General features: G+C 66.2%; 22 protein-coding genes, 1 tRNA gene and 1 pseudogene. 15 read left to right on the forward strand and 9 right to left on the reverse strand.

The window, feature by feature from the left end; all coding sequences use genetic code 11:
* Nucleotides 1-379: 379 nt before the first annotated feature.
* The 4 genes from trmY to ACFQEV_RS03715 all read left to right on the forward strand — a co-directional run bounded on the left by trmY (nt 380) and on the right by ACFQEV_RS03715 (nt 4,582).
* Nucleotides 380-976: a tRNA (pseudouridine(54)-N(1))-methyltransferase TrmY gene (gene trmY / locus ACFQEV_RS03700; protein ID WP_379692697.1), complete on the forward strand. Its 597-nt coding sequence runs from the start codon at nt 380-382 to the stop codon at nt 974-976.
* Between the two features lie 70 nt (nt 977-1,046).
* Nucleotides 1,047-1,119, forward strand: a tRNA-Pro gene (locus ACFQEV_RS03705).
* Between the two features lie 312 nt (nt 1,120-1,431).
* Nucleotides 1,432-4,134 (forward strand): PAS domain-containing protein, encoded by a 2,703-nt coding sequence (locus ACFQEV_RS03710; protein ID WP_379692698.1) that lies wholly within the window; start codon nt 1,432-1,434, stop codon nt 4,132-4,134.
* On the forward strand, nt 4,127-4,582 hold the full coding sequence (locus ACFQEV_RS03715) for a response regulator (RefSeq protein ID WP_379692699.1): 456 nt from the start codon (nt 4,127-4,129) through the stop codon (nt 4,580-4,582). The genes ACFQEV_RS03710 and ACFQEV_RS03715 overlap by 8 nt, the downstream gene beginning before the upstream one ends.
* A gap of 84 nt (nt 4,583-4,666) precedes the next feature.
* Here the strand turns inward: ACFQEV_RS03715 and ACFQEV_RS03720 are convergent, their stop codons facing one another.
* From ACFQEV_RS03720 to ACFQEV_RS03740, 5 genes are all read right to left on the reverse strand, one after another.
* Nucleotides 4,667-5,569 (reverse strand): alpha/beta fold hydrolase, encoded by a 903-nt coding sequence (locus ACFQEV_RS03720; RefSeq protein WP_379692700.1) that lies wholly within the window; start codon nt 5,567-5,569, stop codon nt 4,667-4,669.
* Between the two features lie 55 nt (nt 5,570-5,624).
* On the reverse strand, nt 5,625-6,038 hold the full coding sequence (locus ACFQEV_RS03725; RefSeq protein WP_379692701.1) for a hypothetical protein: 414 nt from the start codon (nt 6,036-6,038) through the stop codon (nt 5,625-5,627).
* On the reverse strand, nt 6,031-6,795 hold the full coding sequence (locus tag ACFQEV_RS03730) for a DUF7344 domain-containing protein (protein ID WP_379692702.1): 765 nt from the start codon (nt 6,793-6,795) through the stop codon (nt 6,031-6,033). The genes ACFQEV_RS03725 and ACFQEV_RS03730 overlap by 8 nt, the downstream gene beginning before the upstream one ends.
* 67 nt (nt 6,796-6,862) lie before the next feature.
* Nucleotides 6,863-7,981 carry a GNAT family N-acetyltransferase gene (locus ACFQEV_RS03735; protein ID WP_379692703.1) on the reverse strand — a complete coding sequence of 373 codons (1,119 nt, stop codon included), beginning with the start codon at nt 7,979-7,981 and terminating at the stop codon, nt 6,863-6,865.
* 422 nt (nt 7,982-8,403) lie between these two features.
* Entirely contained in the window at nt 8,404-10,182 is a 1,779-nt protein-coding gene (locus ACFQEV_RS03740; RefSeq protein ID WP_379692704.1) for a DUF4397 domain-containing protein, read from the reverse strand.
* Between the two features lie 264 nt (nt 10,183-10,446).
* On the opposite strand from ACFQEV_RS03740, the gene ACFQEV_RS03745 reads away from it, so the two are divergent.
* From ACFQEV_RS03745 to ACFQEV_RS03780, 8 genes are all read left to right on the forward strand, one after another.
* Entirely contained in the window at nt 10,447-11,187 is a 741-nt protein-coding gene (locus tag ACFQEV_RS03745; RefSeq protein WP_379692705.1) for a hypothetical protein, read from the forward strand.
* A gap of 253 nt (nt 11,188-11,440) precedes the next feature.
* Nucleotides 11,441-12,904 (forward strand): sodium-dependent transporter, encoded by a 1,464-nt coding sequence (locus ACFQEV_RS03750; protein ID WP_379692706.1) that lies wholly within the window; start codon nt 11,441-11,443, stop codon nt 12,902-12,904.
* Nucleotides 12,905-12,906: 2 nt separating this feature from the next.
* Nucleotides 12,907-13,224 (forward strand): hypothetical protein, encoded by a 318-nt coding sequence (locus ACFQEV_RS03755; protein ID WP_379692707.1) that lies wholly within the window; start codon nt 12,907-12,909, stop codon nt 13,222-13,224.
* Complete coding sequence (locus ACFQEV_RS03760) at nt 13,221-14,315, forward strand: proline racemase family protein (protein WP_379692708.1); 1,095 nt, start codon at nt 13,221-13,223, stop codon at nt 14,313-14,315. Before ACFQEV_RS03755 ends, ACFQEV_RS03760 begins: the two co-directional genes overlap by 4 nt.
* 82 nt (nt 14,316-14,397) lie before the next feature.
* On the forward strand, nt 14,398-15,123 hold the full coding sequence (locus ACFQEV_RS03765; RefSeq protein WP_379692709.1) for a helix-turn-helix domain-containing protein: 726 nt from the start codon (nt 14,398-14,400) through the stop codon (nt 15,121-15,123).
* Nucleotides 15,124-15,169: 46 nt separating this feature from the next.
* Nucleotides 15,170-15,559: a VOC family protein gene (locus ACFQEV_RS03770; protein ID WP_379692710.1), complete on the forward strand. Its 390-nt coding sequence runs from the start codon at nt 15,170-15,172 to the stop codon at nt 15,557-15,559.
* A 58-nt stretch (nt 15,560-15,617) separates the two neighbouring features.
* Entirely contained in the window at nt 15,618-16,898 is a 1,281-nt protein-coding gene (locus ACFQEV_RS03775; RefSeq protein WP_379692711.1) for a hypothetical protein, read from the forward strand.
* Between the two features lie 53 nt (nt 16,899-16,951).
* Nucleotides 16,952-17,512, forward strand: coding sequence for an NUDIX hydrolase (locus tag ACFQEV_RS03780; protein ID WP_379692712.1), 561 nt, complete (start codon nt 16,952-16,954; stop codon nt 17,510-17,512).
* A gap of 13 nt (nt 17,513-17,525) precedes the next feature.
* Here ACFQEV_RS03780 and ACFQEV_RS03785 read toward each other — a convergent pair whose 3' ends face one another.
* Together ACFQEV_RS03785 and ACFQEV_RS19880 are read right to left on the reverse strand one after the other, a co-directional pair.
* Nucleotides 17,526-18,662: a sensor histidine kinase gene (locus tag ACFQEV_RS03785; RefSeq protein ID WP_465261205.1), complete on the reverse strand. Its 1,137-nt coding sequence runs from the start codon at nt 18,660-18,662 to the stop codon at nt 17,526-17,528.
* A gap of 51 nt (nt 18,663-18,713) precedes the next feature.
* Nucleotides 18,714-19,076: pseudogene (locus ACFQEV_RS19880) on the reverse strand (PAS domain-containing protein); the annotation flags it as partial.
* 163 nt (nt 19,077-19,239) lie between these two features.
* Between ACFQEV_RS19880 and ACFQEV_RS03790 the strand changes: the two are divergent.
* The 3 genes from ACFQEV_RS03790 to tgtA all read left to right on the forward strand — a co-directional run bounded on the left by ACFQEV_RS03790 (nt 19,240) and on the right by tgtA (nt 22,352).
* Nucleotides 19,240-20,058, forward strand: a complete 819-nt coding sequence (locus ACFQEV_RS03790; RefSeq protein WP_379692714.1) for a CPBP family intramembrane glutamic endopeptidase — start codon at nt 19,240-19,242, stop codon at nt 20,056-20,058.
* A 75-nt stretch (nt 20,059-20,133) separates the two neighbouring features.
* A complete protein-coding gene (locus ACFQEV_RS03795; RefSeq protein WP_379692715.1) occupies nt 20,134-20,790 on the forward strand; it encodes a type 1 glutamine amidotransferase in 657 nt (218 codons plus the stop codon).
* A gap of 74 nt (nt 20,791-20,864) precedes the next feature.
* Nucleotides 20,865-22,352, forward strand: a complete 1,488-nt coding sequence (gene tgtA, locus ACFQEV_RS03800) for a tRNA guanosine(15) transglycosylase TgtA (protein ID WP_379692716.1) — start codon at nt 20,865-20,867, stop codon at nt 22,350-22,352.
* Between the two features lie 18 nt (nt 22,353-22,370).
* Here the strand turns inward: tgtA and ACFQEV_RS03805 are convergent, their stop codons facing one another.
* Both ACFQEV_RS03805 and ACFQEV_RS03810 read right to left on the reverse strand, forming a co-directional pair.
* Nucleotides 22,371-23,327, reverse strand: a complete 957-nt coding sequence (locus tag ACFQEV_RS03805) for a Yip1 family protein (RefSeq protein WP_379692717.1) — start codon at nt 23,325-23,327, stop codon at nt 22,371-22,373.
* Nucleotides 23,328-23,354: 27 nt separating this feature from the next.
* The gene (locus ACFQEV_RS03810) at nt 23,355-23,849 is read right to left on the reverse strand and encodes a pyridoxamine 5'-phosphate oxidase family protein (RefSeq protein WP_379692718.1); all 495 of its coding nucleotides are present in this window, start codon (nt 23,847-23,849) and stop codon (nt 23,355-23,357) included.
* Between the last annotated feature and the right edge of the window lie 76 nt (nt 23,850-23,925).

The raw sequence follows: 23,925 nt of genomic DNA on the forward strand, positions 1-23,925 counted from the left end.
TGGGTTGGAACACCCTTTGTTGAGGGATACCGTGATTCAAACTCCCGTTGGATAAATAACTGACGAATAGTTCTTGAATCAGGAAATTATCACGACACAGCGTCTATCGAGCGCACAGAGCGCAATTTTCACTGATTTAGTGGAGAAATCAACACCCGAAACAACTATCCGGTCGTCGATAATTTGTCTCGACTAGAGGGTGTTATCCAGATATATTTGGATGTCCGTCCTCTATATACGCTAAACGGCTCACGAATGTACGCTTATGTACCTGGGTGAACGTTCATTAACGTTACTCGGCGTAAGCGAACATCGAACGTTAACGTTGTGGCTGCGGCGATGAGACAGACACATCACCGTGAGGGTCCACGGGGGAGACATGCGACAGTTCCTCATCACCGGACACGACGCGCCGACGACGCCGGAGTTCTCGCTCGACGACATCGCCGGCGGTGCCGGCAGACTCGACGTCCTCTGTCGGTGCGTCAACTCCGCGTTCTTCCTCTCGCACGACATCCGCGAGGCGGTGCGCGTCCACCTCGTCCTCGGCGACGAGTACACGGTCCGATTCGAGGGGTCGGAGCTCCGCCGACTGAACCCCGACGAACGGACGACGGCGGCGTTGATTCGGAAGGCCTTGGAGAACCGCGACGAGGCCATCGGCCACATGGCCGCCGACAGTTCCCCCGGCGTGAGCATCCGCCGGATGGGGTTCGAAGAGACGTTGCGGGAGGCGGCGGCGGACGCCACCGTCGTTCAACTCCACGAGGACGGCGACCCGGTGGTGGACGTCGAACCGCCCGAGGACCCGCTTTTCGTCCTCTCGGACCACCACGACTTCACCGACGAGGAGGAGACGCTCCTCGCGGAGGCGGCGGACGAACGCGTCCGCCTCGGACCGCAACTCCTGCACGCCGACCACGCTATCACCGTCTCTCACAACTACCTCGACACCAAGGGATTCGAGCGTTACTGACGGTCCCCGGCCGCGGTTCGAAAGGTGAATCACAACTGTTAAACGCGGCGCAGGACTCAAATAGATATGCGGGCCGGTGGGGTAGCTTGGTATCCTTCGGCCTTCGGGTGGCCGTAACCGCAGTTCGAATCTGCGCCGGCCCACTTCTCCCGCATTTCGTCCCGACGAGCGACGCGAAGCGGTCGCGAGTCATACTACCGAAATGCGGTTGTGGTGACGCAGAAGGTTCGAGCCAGCGAGACGAGCGAAGCGAGTCTCGCCCAGTTCGAATCTGCGCCGTCGTCGCGAACGAAGTGAGCGACGGCTCGCGACGAGCGACGCGAAGTCGCGGCGGCCCACTTCTCCCGCATCCTCCGCCTCGAGCGGTGGCTGTCGAATCTGCGCCGTCGAATTCGACGGCCGCGCGGAGCGTTCCCGCAGAAGGCTTTAGGCTCACTCAACCGATGTACGGGTAGATGCACTCCTCCACCGGGTCAGATACGGAATCGGACGTCCGTATCCGCCAACAGGAGGTCGTCGCGGAACTCGGTCAACAGGCCCTCGAAACTGACGACCTCGACCAGCTGATGCACGACGCGTCCGTCGCCGTCGCCGAGACGCTCGGCAACGAGTACGCGAAGGTACTCGAACTACTGCCCGGGGGCGAGGAGGTGTTCCTCCGGCAGGGCGTCGGGTGGCGCGACGGGCTCGTCGGGTCGGCGACCGTTCCGACCGACCGGGACTCGCAGGCGGGGTACACGCTCCTCTCGGAAGCGCCGGTCGTGGTGGACGACCTGCGGACCGAGGAGCGCTTCTCCGGGCCGAAACTGCTGACCAGCCACGACGTCGTCAGCGGAATCAGCGTCGTCATCGGATCGGTCGAGAACCCGTGGGGCGTGCTGGGGACGCACACGACGGAGGAACGCGAGTTCACGCGGTACGACGCTAACTTCGTCCAGAGCGTCGCGAACGTCCTCGCGTCGGCGATAGAGAACCAGCGGACCAAGAGCGAACTGGAGGAGATTTACGGTCGTATCTCGGACGCGTTCTTCGCGTTGGACGAGGAGTGGAACTTCACCTACCTCAACGAACAGGCGCACGAACTCATCAACCCGGAGGGGCTGACGCTGGTCGGAGAGTCCGTCTGGGAACTGTTCCCGGCGGCGACCGAACGGGCGTTCAAGCCGAAGTACGAGCGAGCGATGTACGAACAGGAGACGGTCTCCTTCGAGGAGTACTACCCCGAACCGCTCGACAGTTGGTTCGAGGTGCGCGCGTACCCCTCCGAGACCGGCCTCTCCGTCTACTTCCGCGACACCACCCACCGGAAGAAGCGCGAGCAGGAACTCGAAAAGACGGAGCGTCGGTTCGAGGCCATCTTCGAGGACCCGAACATCCTCGTCGGCCTCCTCGACGCCGACGGGACGGTGCTGGACATCAACCAGACGGCGATGGAGTACATCGACGCCGACCTCGACGACGTGACCGGCGAACTGTTCTGGGAGACGCCGTGGTGGGGCGAGGGAGCGGAGGCGCGGGCCGACGTCAGGGAGTGGACGGAACGGGCCGCGTCCGGCGAGTACGTGGACTTCGAGGCGGACCTCTCGCACCCGAACGGCGACCGGTACGCTATCAACGGCGTCTTCAGACCCGTCACGAACGACGACGGCGACGTCGTCTCGGTCATCGTCTCCGACCGCGACATCACCGAACGCCGAGAGTACGAACGGCAACTGGAGGAGAGCGAGCGCCGGTACCGGACGCTCGCGGAGTCCTTCCCGAACGGCATCGTCACCATGTACGACGACGACCTGCGCTACACGCTCGCGGAGGGTCGCGCCTTCGAGTACCTCCCCGTCTCGAAGGAGGACTTGGAGGGCAGTACGCCGTACGAGGTGTGGGGCGACGACGTGGGGTCTCGAATCGACCCCGCACTGCGCGACGCTCTCGACGGAGAGGAGAGGGCCGTCGAAGTCTCGTACGTGGACCGCGATTGGGTCATCTACGCGGTGCCGATAACCGACACGGACGGGAACGTCTTCGCCGGCATGACGATGGCGCAGGACATCACCGACCGCAAGGAGTACGAGCGCAAACTCGAGGAGAGCGAGCGTCGGTACCGCACGCTCGCGGAGTACTTCCCGAACGGTGCCGTCGGCGTCTACGACCGCGACCTTCGGTACACGCTGACGGCGGGCCGCGTACTGGGCGAGAGGCTCCCCACCGCGGACGAACTCGAAGGAGTACGGATGCCGGACGTCTTCCCCGAACGCACCGTCGCCGACATCGAACCGCTGTTCAGGTCCGCGATCGAGGACGGGAGGACCGACAACACCACCACCGAGTTCGGGGGTCGCAACTGGCAGGTGTGGGTCACGCCCCTGCGGGACGTGGACGGCGACATCTTCGCCGGGCTGAGCTTCACGCAGGACATCACCGAACAGGTCGAACGCGAACGGCAGTTAGAGGAGTTAGTCGAGAAGTTAGAGGAGTCCAACGAGCGCTTAGAGCAGTTCGCCTACGCCGCCTCCCACGACCTCCAAGAGCCCCTCCGGATGGTGTCGAGCTACCTCCGACTCCTCGAACGCCGATACGAGGGCGCACTCGACGAGGACGGCGAGGAGTTCCTCGAGTACGCCGTCGACGGCGCGGACCGGATGCGCGACATGATAGACGCCCTCCTCAAGTACTCGCGCGTCGAGACGAAAGGCGACCCCTTCGAACCGGTGGAGTTAGACGTGGTGCTCGACGACGTTCTCGCGGACCTGCAGCTACACATCGAGGAAACTGGCGCGGACATCACGGCGGAGTCGCTCCCGCGAGTCGAGGGCGACGCGAACCAGCTACGTCAACTCATGCAAAACCTGTTCGACAACGCACTCACGTACTCCGGCGACGAACCGCCTCGAATCGACATCACCGCCGAACGGAACGACGGAGAGTGGGTGATTTCGGTCCGCGACGAGGGCGTCGGCATCGACCCCGACGGTCAGGACCGCATCTTCGAGGTGTTCCAGCGACTCCACGGCCGGGAGGAACACGCCGGGACGGGCATCGGACTCGCGCTCTGCCGGCGCATCGTCGAGCGACACGGCGGCGAGATCTGGGTCGAGTCGGAACCCGGCGAGGGGTCGACGTTCTCCTTTACGCTCCCCGTAGCGGGTGAGAACGATGAGTGATTGGACGGACCGGACCGAACCGGCGGAGATACTGCTCGTGGAGGACAACCCCGGCGACGTTCGGTTGACGCAGGAGGCGTTCAAGGACGGGCGAATCCAGAACACGCTGCACGTCGCGACCGACGGCGTTGAGGCCCTCGACTTCCTCTATCGGCGCGGCGACTACGAGGACGCTCCCCGGCCGGACCTCGTCTTGCTCGATCTGAACCTCCCGCGGAAGAACGGCGACGCCGTCCTCGAAGAGATACGGAACGACCCCGAACTCAGGCGCATCCCCGTCATCATCCTCACGAGTTCGACGGCGCATGACGACATCGTCCACTCGTACGACCTCTGTGCGAACGCCTACCTCACGAAACCGGTGGATCCCGACGAGTTCATCTCGACGATCCAGACGCTGGAACGGTTCTGGTTCTCGCTCGTCCGACTGCCCAGCGACGAGGAGTGACGCGTCTCCCCCGAAATCTGCCGCCTTCTCGGCTCTCGTCGGACGCGGGCGGCTTTCTCGCCGCCTCACGATATCGAAGCGTCGTCACAGGTCGCGGAGGAACTCCCGCACCGGCGGAACCAACCCGGCTCCGACCTCCTCGGGCACGAAGTGACCCGCACCGTCGTACGTGACCGCCGACGCGTTCGGAAACAGCGCCCGCCACCGCCGGAGGAACGGCGCGTGTATCGGGTCGCGCATCCCCCAGAGGAGGAGCGTCGGCGTCCCCGCGACGGCGGCGCGGCGGTTCCAGAGTTCTCCGAGCCAGTCGTTCGATTCGACGAGTTCGCGCAGGAGCACCCACGACCCGACGCGGTCCGACGGCGTCGCGAGGGGGGCCGCGTAGTGGCGGTAGGCTGACCGCTCGAAGCTCGACCGGAGGAGGGCGGGCCCTCCGAGGGCCGTCCGCGCAAAGGCGTTGTGCCGAACGACGAATCGCTTCCCCGCCGAGGTGCCGACCAATCGGCCGAACGCGCGGGGAAAGAGGTCCCTCCGCGGCCACGTCCACGTGTTCGTCATCACGAGTCCGGCGACGGACTCGGGGTTCCGCGTCGCCACGTCCATCCCGAGAGGTCCGCCCCAGTCGTGGCCGAGAATCACCGCGTCCCGCAGTTCGAACTCCTCGAAGAGTCGTTCGACGGTGCGGGCGTGGGCGGCGGGCCGCCCGGCCGAGTCGTCCCGAAGGCGGTCCGAGAGCCCGAACCCGAGCAGGTCCGGGGCGATACACCGGAACTCGTCGGAGAGGCCGCCGACGAGGTGGCGATAGAGGAACGACCACGTGGGATTCCCGTGCAGCATCACGACCGGTCGCCCCTCGCCCTCGTCGAGGACGTGAAGCGTCCCGTCCGAACTGTCGAAGCGGCGCGACGCGAACGGGTAGCGGGTTCGGTCGAGCCAAGAGGGGTACCCCTCGTCTCGGTCCGAGGGCGGTGCGGAGTGGTCGTCCACGACGCTCACCACGGGGCCGCGGCGTATCGTCGTTCGGCCTTCGAGCGTCGGCCGCCTAGTCGTTCCGCTCCGACCACGTCTGCGGGGGGCGTCCGCGTCCGACGGAGGGGTCGTCGAACCCCACCGCCTCCGAGTTCGCCTCCGCGGCGGACGCCGACCCGGGGTGGTTGACGATGGCCCAAAAGAGGAGTCCGAGTCCGAGGGTGATGAGGGCGCCCTCGCCGGACTGGAGGACGAGGAGTTCGCTCCCGGTCAGCGAGTAGTCGCCGCCCTTCACTCCCAACTGGTACACCGGTTCGACGAGGCCGCCGAGGACGACGAATCCGAATCCGAGGGCCGCGGTCCGGTACGACGAGTCGCCCCCGCTCTGCCGGTAGGCGACGTAACTCAGCGCCGTCAACACCCCGCTTGCGACGAACAGGCCCGTGTTGGCGATGACGAACGCCCACAGTTCCGGGGGCTTAGACATGCTCGGGGTGCTTCCAGAAGTGGGGCCACTCCAGTCGGTCGTTCGCTTCGTCCGCCGACCGCCTGTAGGACGCCTTCATCCCTCCGAGGAAGCCGTCGAACCTGTCGACGAGGTTCGGTTCGGGTTCGTGAATCGTGGTGAACACCGCCTCCAGCGCCGGGTGGTCGGCGTACTCGGCGCGGCCGGTCTCCGCGTCGTACGCGACGAAGTTCGCGTCGTCGAGCTTCGGCAGGTGAGCGTGGTGAAGTTGGAGTTCGACGCGCCGAATGTCGTCGGTGTCCGGGTCCGAGTCGCCCGTCTCGCGCCGGAGCACTTCGCCCGCGAGCGCGAACCGCGACGCCGCCGCGCCGTCGTCTCTGAGGGCGGTGAGCGCGAGGCGGCGACGCTCGTCCGCGAGGGCGGACAGCGCTTCGTCCGTTCCCTCCGTCTCCGTTTCGAGCAGTCTCCGGAACCGGGGGTCTTCGAGGGCGGGGTGCGCCGCCGCCTCCACGCGCCTCCCGTCTCGGTCCCACTCGACGAGGCCCGCGTCCGTCAGCATCGGGAGGTGGGCGTGGACGAGTTCCGTCTCGGCGGCGTTCTCCGCCGCGTCGGGGGCTCCGCTCTTCGCGTCGGCGAGACGCGACGCTAATTCCCGTACCGCTAGTCGTTCTCCCGCGTCGAGAAGGATGCGAAGTGCCGCCCGCCGTCGTCCGTCCGCGATGCACCGCAGCGTCGGATTGCCCGAGTCAGCGGACCGCGTCCCCCTCTTCCTGTTCATACTATCCGTTCTATAACGGACGAGGAAGTACACCGCGCCTAAACTCCTAGGAACACCGACCCGGCTGTTAGCAGGTGTCTTTCCCGGCGAACATCAACCGCCAGTTCGTCCGGTCGTCGAGTTCGACGCCGCGGAGGGCGTCCGTGTCGTCTTCTAACCCCCGGGCGACGACGGCGGTCCGAGTCGACACCCGAGAGAGCGGAAAGTGGTCGTCGGGGCGGAAGCCGAACCGTTCGAGGACGCCGTCGGGGAGCGTTCCGTCCCACGCGCCGACGAGGTCGGCGTCGCGGTGGTCGTCGATGGCCCGGTGGACGAGGCGGGACAACGCCTTCGCCCCGATTTCGTCGGAGCACGGGACGGCGTCGACCAACTTGGTTATCCACGTCCCGTCCGAGGTGCGGTTTCCGACGACGAGGCCGGCGACCGGGTCGCCGTCGCGCCGGGCGAGGTAGGAGGTGTACTCCCACTTCGGGTTCTCGTACCGCCACTGGCAGAAGCGTTCGTCGCGGACGACGTGTATCTCATCGGGAGGGTCCTCGGCGTACAACGCCGCGAACTCGGCGGCGGGTATCTCGTCGCACCGGTTCACCGTCACCCGTTCGGTCTCCTCGGGGACGAGGCGGTCCCGGACGGAGAAGTACGCCCGCGCGAGTGCCGTCCCCGGAGCGGTCAGTCGGTTGAACGCGCTCTCGGTCGGCGTGAGGTTCGCCGGGTTCTGAACGCGGTAGTGCGTCGTCACGTCTCCCACCTCGACCCAACCGAGTTTCGTGAACGCCCCCTTCGCGGTCGGGTTGGGGAAGTTGAAGAACATCGCCGGGTCGCCGGCTTCGTAGTCGTCTATCGCCGCCTCGGTCATCCGGGTCAGGAGGCCCCGCCGTCGGTGGTCGGGGTGGACCATCGCGTCGGCGGGCTGCAGCGCCAACACCGAATCCCCGCCCACCTGCACCCGGAGAGCGAAGAACGGCGACGCGCCGACGATCTCTCCCTCGCGCTCTGCCACGTACATCGGCGTTCGGTCCGCGTAGGGGTTGTCCACGTACTTCCAGCGGAACCACTCCTCGCTGGTCGCACCGAAGACGGTGTCGTAAAGCGAGAGGAATCCTTCTCTGTCTCCCGACCGATACGGTCGGACGGCGTAGGCGTCTTCCCCGTCCGACAGTTTACTCCGCTTTCTCGAGCTAGTCATGGTTGAAGATACTACCGCCCAGCACGTCCTCGTTCGCCGGTGCGGCCGTCTCTCTACACGCCCGCCGCACGGCCACCTTGTTACCTGCGCGATAACGGGATTTACTGTCTAATAACTTACGTGATAATCGCTAGATACGAGCGGATCTGTAGTATAAATGCTTGAAACACTCGGCATCTCGTATTTCACCATCGGACGAATTTACCGCTCCTCGAACGGACCGATCGATCTCGACGCTCCGTGGAGTCGGCGAGATACGGCGAGAAGAATCACCCGTGCGCTCCCGTGGGCCCGTCGTCCCCGACGGCGGCGGACGTCGGTCCGCGCCGCCGGGTCGAGCCCACTATGCCCCGTTTTCGGAGGTCACCAACCTCCGTGATGCCGGTCGGTACGCGTTCCGCCGGAGCCTCGTCGTCGCGTCGTTAGCTGCTCGTCGTCGTGTTGCCCGTCTCGGTGGCCGTGCCGTTCGTGAGCGTGCTGTTTTCGGTCGTACCGTTCGTGGTCGTGCCGTTTTCGGCCGTGGCGTTGGCGGCCGTGTCGTTCGTGGCCGTGTCGTTCGTGGCCGTGTCGTTCGTGGCCGTGGCGTTCTGACTCGTACCGTTCTGGGCCGTGTCGTTACCACCGCTCAGGTCGATGGGCAACAGATCGTCGGCGCTGGGAGTCTGTTGCTCCGACTCTTTGAGGATGGTTCCGTCGCTGTCCTGAACGCCGACGATTTGGAACTCGGCCACCTGCGTCTGACTGCCGGCACCCTGCGCCTGCGTGCCGGTCGTCTCGTTGCCGACGGCCGTCTCGTTGCCGACGGTCGTCTCGTTGGTAGCGTTGACGCCGGTTTCGTTGGTGGCGTTGACGCCGGTTTCGTTCGTAGCGTTAACGCCGGTTTCGTTCGTAGCGTTAACGCCGGTTTCGTTCGTAGCGTTAACGCCAGTTTCGTTGGTGGCGTTGACGCCAGTTTCGTTCGTAGCGTTGACGCCAGTTTCGTTCGTAGCGTTGACGCCAGTTTCGTTGGTGGCGTTCGTGGCGTTGATGCCAGTTTCGTTCGTGGCGTTGATGCCGGTTTCGTTGGTGGCGTTGATGCCAGTTTCGTTCGTGGCGTTGACGCCAGTTTCGTTCATCACGCCCGTCTCGTTGCCGACGGCCGTCTCGTTGCCGGTGCTGGACTGGTTAACGAGGCCGCCCTGGGCTTGCGCCGCGCTTTCGGGGTCGACCATCCCGACGAGGAACAGGTTGTACCGCTCGCCCGCCTCGAACTGGTAGTTGGCGGTGGCGATCGGGTCGGCGCTGCCCGTCTGGAGCACCTCGACTTGCGTGTTGCCGGCCTGGATGGTGGCGTAGTTGCTCGCTTCCTCGCTCTCTATCGCGCCGCCGACGACGTAGCTGCTGGCGCGCACCTTGAGGACGCCCGCGTCGGGCGAGAGATTGACCGCGCGAACGAGCGCGGTGTCCGTGTTCGCGTCCTGCTCGTCCTGCGTCTGCTCACCCTCGGGGGTGTCCTCGAAGACGAGCGCCTTGATATCCTGGGATCGGCCGGCGGCCGCGATGGTGTAGCTCTGGCCACCTTCCACGCTGAAGCTCTCGTCGAGGAGAGGCTCCGTGGACGGCGTCTGTGACGCGGAACCCGCGTTCGTCTCGTTGCTTAGGCCGGTCGCGTTCGTCTCGTTGCTTAGGCCGGTCGCATTCGTCTCGTTGCTCAGGCCGGTCGCATTCGTCTCGTTGCTCAGGCCGGTCGCATTCGTCTCGTTGCTCAGGCCGGTCGCATTCGTCTCGTTGCCGGTGCCGGTCACGTTCGTCTCGTTGCCGGTGCCGGTCGCGTTCGTCTCGTTGCTCAGGCCGGTGCCAGTCGCGTTCGTCTGGTTACTGGCGCCCGTTTCGTTGCCGAGAGCGCCACCGGTCGTCGTCTGGTTGCCGCCTTGGCCGCCGTCCTGCGACGGATACACCTGAACCTGCACCTCGCCCGGCGAGAGGTCCAGATAGCCGGTGATGTTTCCGAACTGGACGCCTTGCGCGACCTGCTGGCCGTCGATGTAGACATCGACCGCAGGCGCGTCCGGCGACGCGTGAATGGCGCGAACGAGCGCCGTGTTCTCGCTCGGGGGGAACGGACTGCTTCCGTTCTCCGTACCGCTCTGTCCGCTCTGTTGTGCGTAGCCCGCACCGGCACCGAACGCGAATACTGTACCTCCGACACCAAGTGTCTTCAATAGTGACCGTCTGGTTGTTCGGGACATAGGTTGTCGTGCAGGCAGTCCTTATTCGTGTCTGCCTAAAATACGCGTTGGCGGATTGTTGAAGTGTATTGCAATAAATACACTATTGTAATATGTTCGTTCTCTAATAGTGGTAAATACACATGCAAGGATGGTAACTGTTTCTGACCGTTCTAATCGACAGACGGCGGCGGTTCATTCCGCGTTAACGATCGTTCGACAGAGGCGTTATACCCGTCCCGCGGCTAGGGATAGTAGATGAACGAGGGACCTGAGTTCGATGTTACCGACGCCCATGACGTTGTTTCCCACAGAGACGAGGTAGTCTCGTGGGTGACGGACCACGCGGGACAGATCGCGCGGCAACTCGCGTTGCTTCAGGGCGGCGACTACGGGCAGTCCACCTTCAAGACCGACAAGGGGTCGTGGACGGTGAAGTACGAGGGCGGCGACCTGCAGTATCTCCGGTACGAAGGCCGTTCGGGCGGCGAGACGTACGTCGTCTCGACGAAACACCCGCCGGACCCCGAGGAACTCGCCCGCGCGATGACGGACTATGACGCGTTCGTGGCGGCGTACAACGACCACGTCGAGTCCCTTGACGGCGTCTTAGACGACGTTCCCGACGAGTTCCCCGAGGCCGTCTCCACGGAGACCGTCGTCGCCGAACGGGACAGAATCGTCGGGCGCATCCGGGATGTCTCGGACGCCATCGCCTCGGAACTGTACCGCTACGAGGGCACGAACTACGGGTCGTTCGCGACGACGGTGTCGGGGACGCGGTGGGAACTGAAGTGGGAGGACGGCCGGGCGTCGTACCTCCGCGTCGGCGGCGAGGGCGGCATCTACCTCCTCTCGCAGTACGAACCGCCCTCCGCACCCGACGTTCGCCGCCTCACCGACGACTTCGCGGGGTTCGTGGAGGCGTACAACGACCACGTCGAGGAACTCGAGTCCGACCTCGCGACGGTGAGTCTCGGCGGCGACGGCGACGACTGACGCCGCCGGTCCGGCCGCCGACCGCAGTTCTGCGGCGGGACCCCCGCGAACGGACCGACCGCGCCGCGACCATGCTATGTTATTTCACCACGTACGCCCGCGCAGAGTAGTAATTACAAGTCCCAGTCGACGGTCTCCCCCCTCCGCCGGCATCCCGAGCCGATTCAGCCACGTTCTTCAACTCCGACACCACCGTCCATGATAGGGCATCCCTATAGTGGGATTTCCCGCAGTCGTATGCGTGTGTGATACAATGGCAGACAACAACGCGCGAACCGCACGAGAGGAGTGGGGGAGTCGATTCGGGTTCCTCATGGCGATGGTCGGCGCGATGGTGGGCGCCGGGAACATCTGGCGCATGCCGTTCACGACGGGCCAGAACGGCGGCGGGGCGTTCCTCCTCGCCTACGTCCTGTTGCTGTTTCTCATCGCCGTCCCCGGGTTGATGGCCGAGACTGCGCTCGGGCGGTACACCCAGAAGGGAGTCATCGGGTCGTTCAAACAGGTCGCGGGCGACAGTCGGTTCCGGGGGGTCTCCCTCGTCGTCGTCCTCGTCAACATCGCGTTGATGTCGTACTACGCGCCCATCATCGGGCAGGCGTTGTACTACGCCGTCCACTCTCTGCTCTTGACCTTCTTCCAACCGGGGTTCGACGCGACGGCGTTCTGGGAGTCGTTCGCCGGGTCGCCGCTACTGATGATAGGGATGCACACCGTGACGGTGGCGGCCATCGGCGGCGTCCTCCTGTTCGGCATCCGGCAGGGCATCGAACGCGTCGTGAAGTGGATGATCCCGTTCATGGTCATCGCCCTCGTCGCCATCGCCATCCGCGGCGTCACCCTCGACGGCGGCATGCAGGGTCTGGCGTTCGCGTTCACGCCGGACTGGCAGTACCTCGTGCAGGGTGACACGTGGGTGGCCGCACTCGGACAAGCGCTCTTCTCGACCGGTCTCGGGTGGGGCATCGCCCTCACCTACGGAAGCTACCTCCGGAAGTACGACGACGTGCCCCTCGGGGCGGGCGTGTTCACCGCCATCGGGAACACCAGCATCGGCCTCTTGGCCATCTTCGCCGTCTTCCCCGTCGTCTTCGCGTTCGGTCTCGAACCGACGGCGGGCGCGAACCTGATGTTCATCTCGCTCGTGCAGGTGTTCCCCGAACTCGTCGGCGGTCAGATCTGGGCGATGGCCTTCTTCCTCGGCTTCTTCTTCGCCACGTTCACCTCCGGACTCGGCATCACCGAGGTGGGCGTGACGACGGTGGCCGAGGAGACGCGCTTGGACCGCCGACAGACCGTCGCGGCGGTGTCGCTCCTCATCTGGCTTCTGGGCATCCCCAGCGCATACTCCTCGGAGTTCCTCGGGCAGATGGACTTCGTGTTCGGTAACTGGGGACTTCCGCTCGCGACACTGGCGATAATCGGCCTCGTCGGGTGGAAGTTCGGGGCTGAACGCATGCGCGTCCTCGAACTCAACCGCAACTCCGACATGTTCGTCGGGTCGTGGTGGAACGGCATCATCAAGTACGTGATCCCGGTCGTGATGGTGTTCATCATGGCGTACGGCGCGGTGACGAGTCTCGGCACCGAGAACGAACTGCTCATGTTCGGGGGCATCGCCCTGATGCTCGCGTTGCTGGCTGTCAGCACGGTCCTGATGAAGTTCGTGGACAGCCGAACGGAGTCGGTCCCGAAAGCGACCGACGGAGGGAACTGAAGATGGCGCTCACGATAGTCACGTGGACGGTCATGCTCGCATCGATAGCGGTGCTGATGGGTACTGCCAGCGTCTCGCTGGTCAAGTCGCTTCGAGACGAAGACCGGAAGCTCGAACTGCTGAAGAGGCAGGACCGCATCGACACGTACTCGCCGCGCGGACTGGCGGAACTGCGGTCGTGGATACGGTCGAACCCCGACGACCCCCTCAGGAGCGAGGCGGTGCGCCGGCACAACGAGTGCGTGGACGCGCTTCGGAGCATCGACGAACCGTTCTACGACTGGGACGAGAAAGAGGTCGAATCGCTCGAAAAACTATGACCGCGGGTACCCGATTCGAGACGCTCGACACGCACACCGGCGGCGAACCGACCCGCCTCATCACGGACGGCCTCGACCGGTCGGCGTTCGAGGGCGGGAGCGTCGCCGCCCAGCGAGACGCCTTCGCCGAGACGCACGACGAGGTCCGGGAACTCCTGATGAAGGAACCCCGCGGCCACGACGACATGTTCGGCGCGGTTCGCGTCCCGCCGCGGGCCGAGGAGGCCGACTTCGGCCTCTTCTTCATGGACGGCGGCGGCTACCTCGACATGTGCGGCCACGGGACGATGGGCGTCGTCACCGCACTCGTCGAACGCGGCGAACTGGCCCCCGAACCCGAACTCCGCGTCGAGACGCCCGCCGGCGTCGTCACCGCCAGACCGACCGTCGAAGACGGCCGGGTCGAGAGCGTCGCGGTGCAGAACGTCCGGTCGTTCGTCGCCGAGGAGGCGACGGTCACCGTCGAAACCGACCGCGGCGACCTGGCGATACCCGTGGACGTGGTGTACGCGGGCAACTTCTTCGCGATGGTGGACGCGGCGGCGGTCGAACCGTCCGTCGGCGCGGACGACGCGGGGGAGTTGATCGACCTCGGACTCCGAATCCGCGCGGCGGCGAACGACCAGCTAGACGTCGTCAATCCGCTCACGGGGGACCCCGCCCGCGTCTCGTTGACGGAGTTCTACGAGTCGGGCCGCGACGCCGACGGACGGGGTCCGTCGGGCCGCCGAGGGAACCCCGGCGACGTAGTCGAGCAGAGCTCGACTGCCCATCGGACACAGTCCGATGACGCCGACCGGACGTTCGTCGTGTTCGGCGACAGGTCGGTGGACCGGTCGCCGTGCGGGACGGGTACCTGCGCGAAGATGACGCTCCTCCACGAACGGGGGAAGCTCGACGTGGGCAAACGGTACGCCCACGAGAGCGTCGTCGGGTCGCGGTTCACGGGCCGACTGCGCGACGCCGAGGAACGCGACGGCGTGACGGTGACGACGCCGGAGGTGCGCGGGCGCGCCTACGTCACCGGCGAGCACACGTTCTTCGTCCACCCGGACGACACGCTCGGCGGGTTCAGCGTCGCCGGGCGCTGACCGTCGACCGCCGACCGCCGAGCGACGGACGCACTCGCGCCGTCGCAACTGTTTTCGTGACTCGCCGACGATATTCACCACTATGCCTGTGGATGACTTGCACGGGAGTCGATCGCGCCTGACGCTGGAGATCTGGCATCCGAACTGTTGGACGCTGGAGGTGACGGAGGAGACGCCCGCCGGTTTGCTCGCCCACACCGTGTTCAACGCGGCGAACGACCGGGTGAAGGGGCACTTCACGGCGTACGGCGACACGACGGCGGCCGTGGACGAACTCGTCGCGGCCGCGGAGCAGTCGCCGTTGACGCACTCCGTCGTCGAGATGCAGCGTCGTCACGACTTCAGGGGGCGGACGCCGCCGGGCAACACCTCGCGGGAACTGTTCGTCGAGTACGACCCCGAAAACAGCATGAGCGACGTGTTCATCGCCAACGACTTCGTGCAGTCCGCGCCGGTTCGGGTGTTCGACGGCCGGGAGTACTGGTCGCTGTTCGTGGACGACGACCGGGAGGGGGTTCGGCGGCGACTCGACGCAGTGCGCGAGGAGACGAACGCCGACATCACCGTGACGAAGATAACCCGCGCTGACGCGGGCGTCGATGCCGCGACGTGGCGGACCGACGAACTGTCCGGGCGGCAACGCGAGGTGTTCGAGTTGGCGCGCAAGCGGGACTACTACGACTGGCCGCGCGGCATCTCGGCCCGCGAACTCGCGGCGGAACTGGACATCTCGAAGACGACGCTGCTCGAACACCTCCGCAAGGCCGAGGCGAAGCTGCTGAACCCCGACACGGGAGCCCTCTCGTAGCGAACGGCGGGGTGACCGTTTTCACCCCGCCGGACGAACGCCCGGCATGGACGTCGAAGCGATAGACCACGCGAATCTTCACATCCCCGAGGACGGCGTCGAGGAGGCGGTGGCGTTCTACCGCGACGGCTTGGGCCTCGACGTGGAGAACCTCGACCTGTTGGAGTCGGGCGAGAAACCGTTCTTCTCGGTCCGCCTCACCCCCACCCACGTCGTCCACGTCCAACCGGACCCGGACTTCGAACCTCCGGCGGCGACGAACTTCGACCACCTCGCGGTGACCGTCTCAGCGGACGTCGAGTCGCTGAAAGCCGAACTCGACGCGGCGGGTATCGAGGTGGACCGCGAACTCGAACCGCTGGGCGCGACGGGGACGAACCCCGCCGTCTACGTGACGGACCCGTTCGGCTACACGCTCGAACTGAAAGTCGCCTGACGGTCGCCGGCGGTTCCGAACGCTTTTTCGTCGCCCATCCGATTGAGATACCTAACTCATGGCACCATCTCTCCCCTCCTCGCCGCGGCGGGCGGGGGCGGCGTTAGCCGTCTTCGGCGTCCTCCTCCTCGTCCTGTCGCTGGGCGTCAGCGCGGCTCTCGCGCCGGAAGTCGGCTCCGCGTCCGGCGGCGACGGGTCCCAACGGACGCTCGTCGGGTCGCAGGGCGGCGGGCCGGGACTGCACGAGAAAGGGTCGGTCTACCTGCTCGAAGGAAAGAAAACGGCGTGGCGGGCCGACGACACGGACAGCTACTTCGACGTGACGATGCTCGACAACGGGAGCGTCCTCGCGGGGTTCATGGACTCGGGGTATCAGGAGTGCGGCCCCTACGACTCCCCCTGCACGCACACCGGGTTCCGCGTCATCGACCCGAACGCCGACAACGCGAGCGCCGAACCCAAAGTCGTCTACGAGTACTCCTTCCCGGTGCGGACGCGCGTGAACAGCGAAGTCCACGACGTGGAACTGCTCCCCTCCGGGGAGTTCCTCGTGACGGACATGGAGTACGAGCGCATCTTCACCGTGAAGAACGGCGAGGTGACGTGGCAGTGGAACGCGAGTTCGCAGTACGACGCCCCCGCCGACCCGACGAAGACCGACTGGCTCCACATCAACGACGTGGACGTCATCGGCGAGGACCGGTACCTCGTCTCCGTCCGTAACGCCCACCAACTCCTCGTCGTCGAACGCGGCGAGGGCGTCGTCGAAGTGATAAACAAAGACGAGGACGGAGACGGGAAGGGCGACCCGACGCTCCTGCGCCAACAGCACAACCCCCAGTGGCTCGGTAACGGGTCCGTGCTCGTCGCCGACAGCCACAACGACCGCATCGTCGAACTCCACCGCAACGAGGAGACGGGCGAGTGGGAGGAGGCGTGGGCGCTGTACTCCGCCGAGGGCGTCCCGTTCAGTTGGCCGCGCGACGCCGACCGCCTCTCGAACGGCAACACCCTCATCACCGACTCGCTCAACCAGCGCGTCGTCGAGGTGAACGAGTCGGGACAGGTGGTCTGGAGTTACAAGACGCCGCAGGTCCCCTACGAGGCGGAACGGCTCCCCGAGGGCGAAACCGTCGGCGGCGTCTCCTACGCGGATAACGGGGACGGTGCCGCGGGCGACGGGAAGATTCCAGTGCTGTCCTTCCTCCTGATGGTCGTTCAGACCGGCCTGCAAGTACCGTTCTGGTTCACCGAACTCCACGTCGCCGTCTCCCTCGTCTCCCTCCTCGCGGTCCTCGCCGGCGTCGGTCTCGTCGTCTGGGGCACCGTCCGCGACTGAGGCGGCGACGACGACCACGCGCTTTTTTGCACCCGCCGCTCGGAGGCGGAGCCATGACCGACGACGCAGACGAGTTGGCGTGGGAGACGACGGACTCCGCGGTGGACTACTCCTGTCCGGGGTTCGACGTTCGTCGGGACGAGATGGTGCTGCCCGACGGGACGGAGACGGACTTCCACTACGTGTCGGAACCGCCCGCGGTGGTCGTCCTGCCGTTCACGCCCGACGGCGACGTGGTCGTCATCGAGGAGTGGCGGCAGGCCGTCGGCCGCGTCAGTCGCGGCCTCCCCGCGGGGACCGTAGAGCCCGAGGACGACGACGTGACCGTCGCCGCGCGGCGCGAACTGGCCGAGGAGACGGGGTACGAAGCGGACGAGGTGGAACGCCTCTGTACGGTCGAACCCGCCAACGGCCTGCTCGACAGCGTCCACCACTTCTTCGTCGCGCGCGACTGCGAACCGACCGCGGAACAGGAACTCGACTTCAACGAGAGCATCCGCGTCTCCGTCGAAGCGTACGACGAACTTCTCGCGGCGGCCGTAGACGGCGAACTCCGCGACGGCCGCGCCGTCGTCGGCCTCTCCCGGTACGAACTGGCCGACCGGTCGCGCTGAGTCGGCGCGGGTCTCAACCGTCGTCGGACGCCGCCGGAAGCGAAACCGAGAACGTCGTCCCTCCGCCGGGTTCCGAGTCGACCCTGATGTCGCCGCCGTGGCGTTCCGCGATGCGCTTGCAGAGCGCCAACCCGATGCCCGTTCCGCCGCCCTCCTCGCGGGTGTGGAGGCTCTGGAACACCTGAAAGACCCGGTCGGTGTCCTCGGGGTCGATGCCGACCCCGTTGTCGCTGACCGAGAGTATCCACTCCTCGCCGTCTCGTTCGGCGGTGATCTCCACGCGCGGCGGTTCCTCGCCGGTGTAGGTGAGCGCGTTGTCCAACAGGTTCTGGAACAGCTGTCGCAGTTGGTTGTCGTCGCCCCGAACGCGGGGCAGTTCCTCGGACTCGATTCGGGCGTCCGTCTCCTCGATTTTCACCGTGAGGTCGGTTCGGACGTCCGCGAGCACCTCGTTCAGATCGGTCGGTTCGAGCGGGTCGCCCTGCGTATCGACGCGCGAATACTCCAACAGTGCGTCGATCATCTCGCGCATCCGCTCTGCGCCGTCGACGGCGAACTCGAGGAACTCCTCGCCGTCCTCGTCCAGTTCGTCGCCGTACCGCCGTTCGACGAGCGAGAGGTAGCTGGTGACCATCCGGAGCGGTTCCTGCAGGTCGTGAGACGCCGCGTACGCGAACTGCTCTAACCGTTCGTTCGACTCCTCTAACTTCTCGACTAACTCCTCTAACTGCCGTTCGCGTTCGCGGAGGGCCCGTTCGACCTCCTTCCGCTCCGAGATGTCCCGGAACAGCCCGACGAAGTAGCGGTTCCCCTCGAAGAAGAAGTCGTTCAGCGAGATGCCGAGGGGAACCTCGTGGCCGTCCTCGTGTTGGCCGGGGAGTTCCACGTACCGCCAATCGATGTTCCGCTCGCCGGTTTCGAGATATCGGTTGAGACCCGACAGGTGGGCCTCTCGGAGACGCTCGGGGATGATGCTCAGTTTGCTCTCGCCGACGAGTTCCTCCGAGGAGTAGCCGAGGATATCTTCGACCGCCGGGTTCGCGTACTGGATTCGGCTCGCCGTGTCGAGGACGATGATGCCGTCGGAGAGCGAGTCCGCGAGGGCGATGAACGCCTTCGCGGCGGTTTCGTCGTCGTGTTCCGGGTTCAACTGCGGACTCTCCGACTCGCGGTCCGACTGCGGAGTGAACAGGCCGATGACCGCGTCTTCCTCGCGGACGGCCGCGAGTTGCGCTTTGCAGACGAGGATGTCGCCGTCCGCGGTTTCGAGGGGCAGCACCGAACTCGCCGGTTCGCCGGCCTCGGACTCCCGTCTGAACAGCGATTCGAGAGGCGACGGGACGGTCGCGAGGTAGCTCGTAAACGAAGTTCCCAGAAGCTCGTCCCGGCTGTAACCGGACAGATCCGCGAACGCGTCGTTGACGACGCTGATATCTCCGTCCGGGGTGAGTTGGACGAATCCGAACTCCGCCCGGGTCAGGAGCGAGAGAATATCGGGGAGGGGGACGAGCTCTCCGCCGGACCCCGGCAGATCGTTTGGAGTGGTCACGGGGTATGTATTCACGAGACCAAGATAAGCCCTCTCCTACCCGCCGGCGGCCGGAGAACCCTCGGGACGGGGGTTCGACGCCTCGGAGTCGTCGCGAGTTCGATACGAAGGCGGAGAGACGTGCGGCGTCACCCTCCCGAAAACGAACCATTTTGACAGATGAGAACGAAGACGGGGTGTGTCCTCGGAACCTTCCACGGAGACTCCGGAATCCGGCCTCGACGACGATTCGGGCCCGACGGACCCGTCGGGGAGCTCCATTCGCGCCGTCGTCGTCGCCCTCCTCATGGCGTTCGTCGGCATCGCCCTCGGCTCGGTTCTGGTCATCGCTGGCGCACTCGGGTTGAGGGTTCTCGGCGTCGAGATAACACCGTTGCTGGCCATCGTCCTCTCGTTGGTCCTCGCCACCGGCGTCGGATTCGGCGGCGTCGCCGCCGCGTACCTCAGATATCGGGGGTACGGCTGGTCGTGGGTCGGCGTCCGCGTCCCGACGTTCCGCGATCTGGTCTTCGTCGCCGTCGGGTTCCTCGGCGCGTTCGGCCTCGCCATCTCCGCCTCGTACGTCGTGACGACGCTCGGCGTCCAGACGGCGCAGAATCAGGCGGCGCAGACCGGATTCGAGAACCCCGAGGTGCTGTTGATACTCATCCCCGCGGCGATACTCATCATCGGTCCCGGCGAGGAGTTGCTGTTCCGCGGCGTCGTCCAACGCCGCCTCCGCGAGGTGTTCTCCCCGGTCATCGCCATCCCCTTCGCGAGCCTCATCTTCGCGGCGATACACTACACGTCGCTCATCGGCGCGCCCTCGGCGCGACTCGTCACCATCTCCGTGCTCGTGCTTCCGACGCTGGTCTTCGGGACGGTGTACGAACTGACGGACAACATCGTCGTCCCCGCGTTGACCCACGGCATCTACAACGCGACGCTGTTCTCGATTCTCTACCTCGGCATCAAGTTCGCCGACTCCATGCCGCAGGGCGGCTTCCTGCTGTTCTGACCGCCCGTCCGGTTCTCGAAGTCCGGTGCGCGCACCCGTACCGTTTTTCCTCGCCGACCCGTACCCCGTTCCGACGTGAGTTCGCCACAGATAGCCGTCGTCCGCAACGAGGTGCACTCGGAGTACGAGTACCACTGCGACGCCCTCTCGGGGAACTTCCCCGACGCCCGCGAGGTGGACTTTCCGGCCGGCGAACGCCCCGACTTGGACCGCGCCGCCGGACTCGTCCTCACGGGGAGCACCGCGGGCGTCTACGAACGGACGGACCGCCCGTGGATAGACGAGCAACGGCGACTGCTCGCGGAGGCGGTCGAACGGGGGATTCCGACGCTCGGCGTCTGCTTCGGCCACCAACTCGCCAACCACGCCCTCGGCGGCGCGGTCGAGAGCGTCGGCACCACGGCCCGACTGGTCGAAGTTGAGTTCGCCGACGACCCGCTTTTCGAGGGCGTCTCGCCCGTCGTCCCCGCCGTCCACGGCGACGCCGTGACGAGCGTCGGCGACGGGATGGAGATCATCGCATCGGCGGACTACTACCGCGCGTTCGGCACGCGACACCGCGACGCGCCGCTTTGGACCGTTCAGTTCCACCCCGAGTTCACCCCCGGACTCCGGGGCCGGTTGGAGGACGACTTCGGGTGGGAGGAGTCCGACCTGCGGTTCGAGGACGTGAACGCGGCGCGCGTCTTCGAGAACTTCCTGTCGATCGTCGAAGCGTCGGCGGACGAGTGAGTCGCATTTCGCCCGGCCGTTCCGCCGTGCCGGCCGAACGCAACTCTTAGCAACGCGCCCGGGAAAGCCCACCCATGCGCGACCACTTCGAGATACGCGACGGGGACGTCGCCGGTCGAATCGGCGAACTGACCGTCCCCCGCGCGGGGGTGACGGTGGAGACGCCGGCGTTGCTGCCGGTCGTCAACCCCAACATCGTGACGGTCTCTCCCGCCCGACTCGAATCGGAGTTCGACGCGGAGATTCTCATCACCAACTCCTACATCATCAAGACGAACGACCACCTCCGCGAGGAGGCCCTCGAAGTCGGCCTCCACGAGATGCTCGACTTCGACGGCGCGATAATGACCGACTCGGGGTCGTTCCAACTCGCGGAGTACGGCGACATCGACGTGACGACGAACCAGATTCTGCAGTTCCAACGCGACATCGGGACGGACATCGCCACGCCGGTCGACATCCCGACGCCGCCGGACGTGTCGCGCGAACGCGCCGAACGCGAACTCGAAGTGACGGAGCAGGCCCTCCGCGACGCCGAGGACGCCGAGACGGGCGAGATGCTCGTCAACGCGCCCGTGCAGGGGTCGACGTACCCGGACCTGCGCGAACGCGCCGGCCGGACCGCCGACGCGACGGACTTGGACGTGTTCCCCGTCGGCGCGGTGGTCCCGCTGATGAACGCCTACCGCTACGACGACATGGTGGACGCCGTCGCCGCCGCCAAGCGCGGACTCGGCGCGGACGCGCCGGTGCACCTGTTCGGCGCGGGCCACCCCATGATGTTCGCCCTCGCCGTCGCCCTCGGATGCGACCTGTTCGATTCGGCCGCCTACGCCCTCTACGCCCGCGACGGTCGCTACCTCACCGTCCACGGCACCGAACACCTCGACGAACTCGACTACTTCCCCTGTTCGTGCGCCGTCTGCTCCGAATACTCGCCGAAGGAACTCCGCGAGACGGAGGGGGAGGAACGGGAGCAACTGCTCGCGGAACACAACCTGCACGTCTCCTTCGCGGAGATTCGCCGCGTGAAGCAGGCGATTCGCGCGGGCGAACTCCTCGAACTCGTGGAGGAACGCGCCCGGTCACACCCCGCGATGCTCGACGGCTACCGCGCCCTCTTGGACCACGCCGAACAACTCGAACGTGAGGACCCCGCCTCTAAGGGGTCGTTCTTCTACCTCTCCTCGGAGAGCGCTCGCCGTCCCGAGGTGGTTCGACACCACGAACGCCTCGAACGCCTCGAAGCGGAGGGACGAGTGCTCCTCACGGAGGGCGGGAAAGCCTCCGGCGACCGGTTCGACGCCTCGTGGCGCGTCGTCCCGCCGTTCGGGCCGTTCCCGCGCGCCCTCTCGGAGACGTACCCGCTCACCGCCGAGGTGCCCGAGCGAACCGACCGCGCGGCGTACGAGATGGCCGCCGAGGGCGTCGCGCGCCTCGTCGAGTCGCACCCCGAGACGGAGTTCGTCCTCGCGCACGACGGGTGGCCCGAGACGGCCCTCGCGCGGGTTCCGGACTCGGTGACGGCAGAACCGCTCGGCCGCGTGCCGTCCGACGACTAAGGGGACGCCGCCGGCGTCTCAGACCAAGAGCGCCGGGCCGCCGGCGACGAAGTAGCCCACCCCCACCAACGCGAGTCCGCCGAAACGGTGGAGCGAGACGTACCACTCCTCGGGTTCGACCGACCGGGTGTTCCTGAAGCCGACGAGTTCGAACTGCTTGTCGAACTCTATCATCTCCCGCGGCGCGACGAGGAACGGCGTTCCCAAGAGGCCGAAGAGGACCCCGTAGCCGACCGCTTCCGCGGGCATCGGTCCGAACGAGCTCCTGACGGCGGAGAGGAGTACAAGCAGTATCGCCGGCCCGAGGGCGGCGGCGACGGCCTGCCCGCGCGAGACGCCGCGCACCTGCCGGGCCACCCCCGCGAAGACGTACGCGGACCACGCGAGGGCGACGAGCGAGAGGGCGGTGAGCGGTTCGCTCTGGAACCCGACGAGAATCGACCGGACGGCGGCGGCGACGCCGTCGAGCGTTTCCGGGAAGTCGAACGTCCGGGCGGCGCGTTCGACGAGGGACGGGCGGGCCGCCGCGGGGAGGAGGAACGGGACGAACGCCCACCCCGTCCCCGCGAGAACGTCGCCGAACGTCCCGGACGCCTCCGACGCGCCGGTGAGCGTCCAGAGGGTCGCCGCGGCGACGGGCCACCCGAGGAGGACGGCGAGGCCGAAGGAGAGGACGAGGTTCGTCGCCGTCTTCGCGGCGTGAGGTGCGAGTTCCTTCTGAATCGTCTTCGGTTCGTCGCACCCCTCGGCGTCGAAGAAGTCGTCCTCGCAGAACACGTCCGCGGGACGTTCGGGGTTGTCAACCGTCGTGGTACCGGAGACGTGCGTCTCGAAGACGGGGGCGGTGGCGGCGACGCTCCACCCGACGAGGACGGCGACGGCGAAGACGACGACTGCGGCGAGCGTCGGGTTCGCGGGTTCGTCGGCGCGGAACGGGAGGAACAGTCGGACGAGAGGGTCGGGGAGGGCTGACATCCCTCGACAGTCTCTCGGTGCGAACTATCAGTCTTTCTTACTACCTTCCGCGTCGTCCTCCGCGCCCACGTTCCGCATTCGGGCCGTGTAGTCCCACGCGTGCAGTCGTTCGGGGGTGACGCGGATGCGCACCTCCTCGCGGTCGTCCGAGAGCAGTCGGTCGCCGAGTTCGCTGTCGGTGCCGCCGAGGTATCGTTCCAGCAACGACCGGAGGAGCGCCTTCCCCTCGTCGGGTTCGACGGTCGCTGTCCCCCGCCCGCGGACGCCGCGGTACGGTGGGTCGTTCTCGGACACCTCGAACGCCACCTCGGGGTCGTTCCGGAGGTAGCGAACCACGTCGGCGTCCGCACCGGTCGCACAGCGCAGTTCGGGCGTTCCGTCGGGGGTCTCGGTCCACTCGTACCAGAGCGACAGCATCCACGGGTGGCCCTCGGGCGTCCGACAGGAGATTCGGACCGGAACCGTCGCCTCGCGGAGGTACTCGGCCGCCTCGGACTCCGACCACGGGCCGGTCAGGTTCACGCCCGTTCGTACGGACGGCAGGTGGAAAAAACCGCGAGGTGCCGGTCGCCGGAGAAAGGAAGATAGTTCACGCTCC

This window comes from Halopelagius fulvigenes (assembly GCF_042662625.1).
In the GTDB taxonomy this organism is placed as follows: domain Archaea; phylum Halobacteriota; class Halobacteria; order Halobacteriales; family Haloferacaceae; genus Halopelagius; species Halopelagius fulvigenes.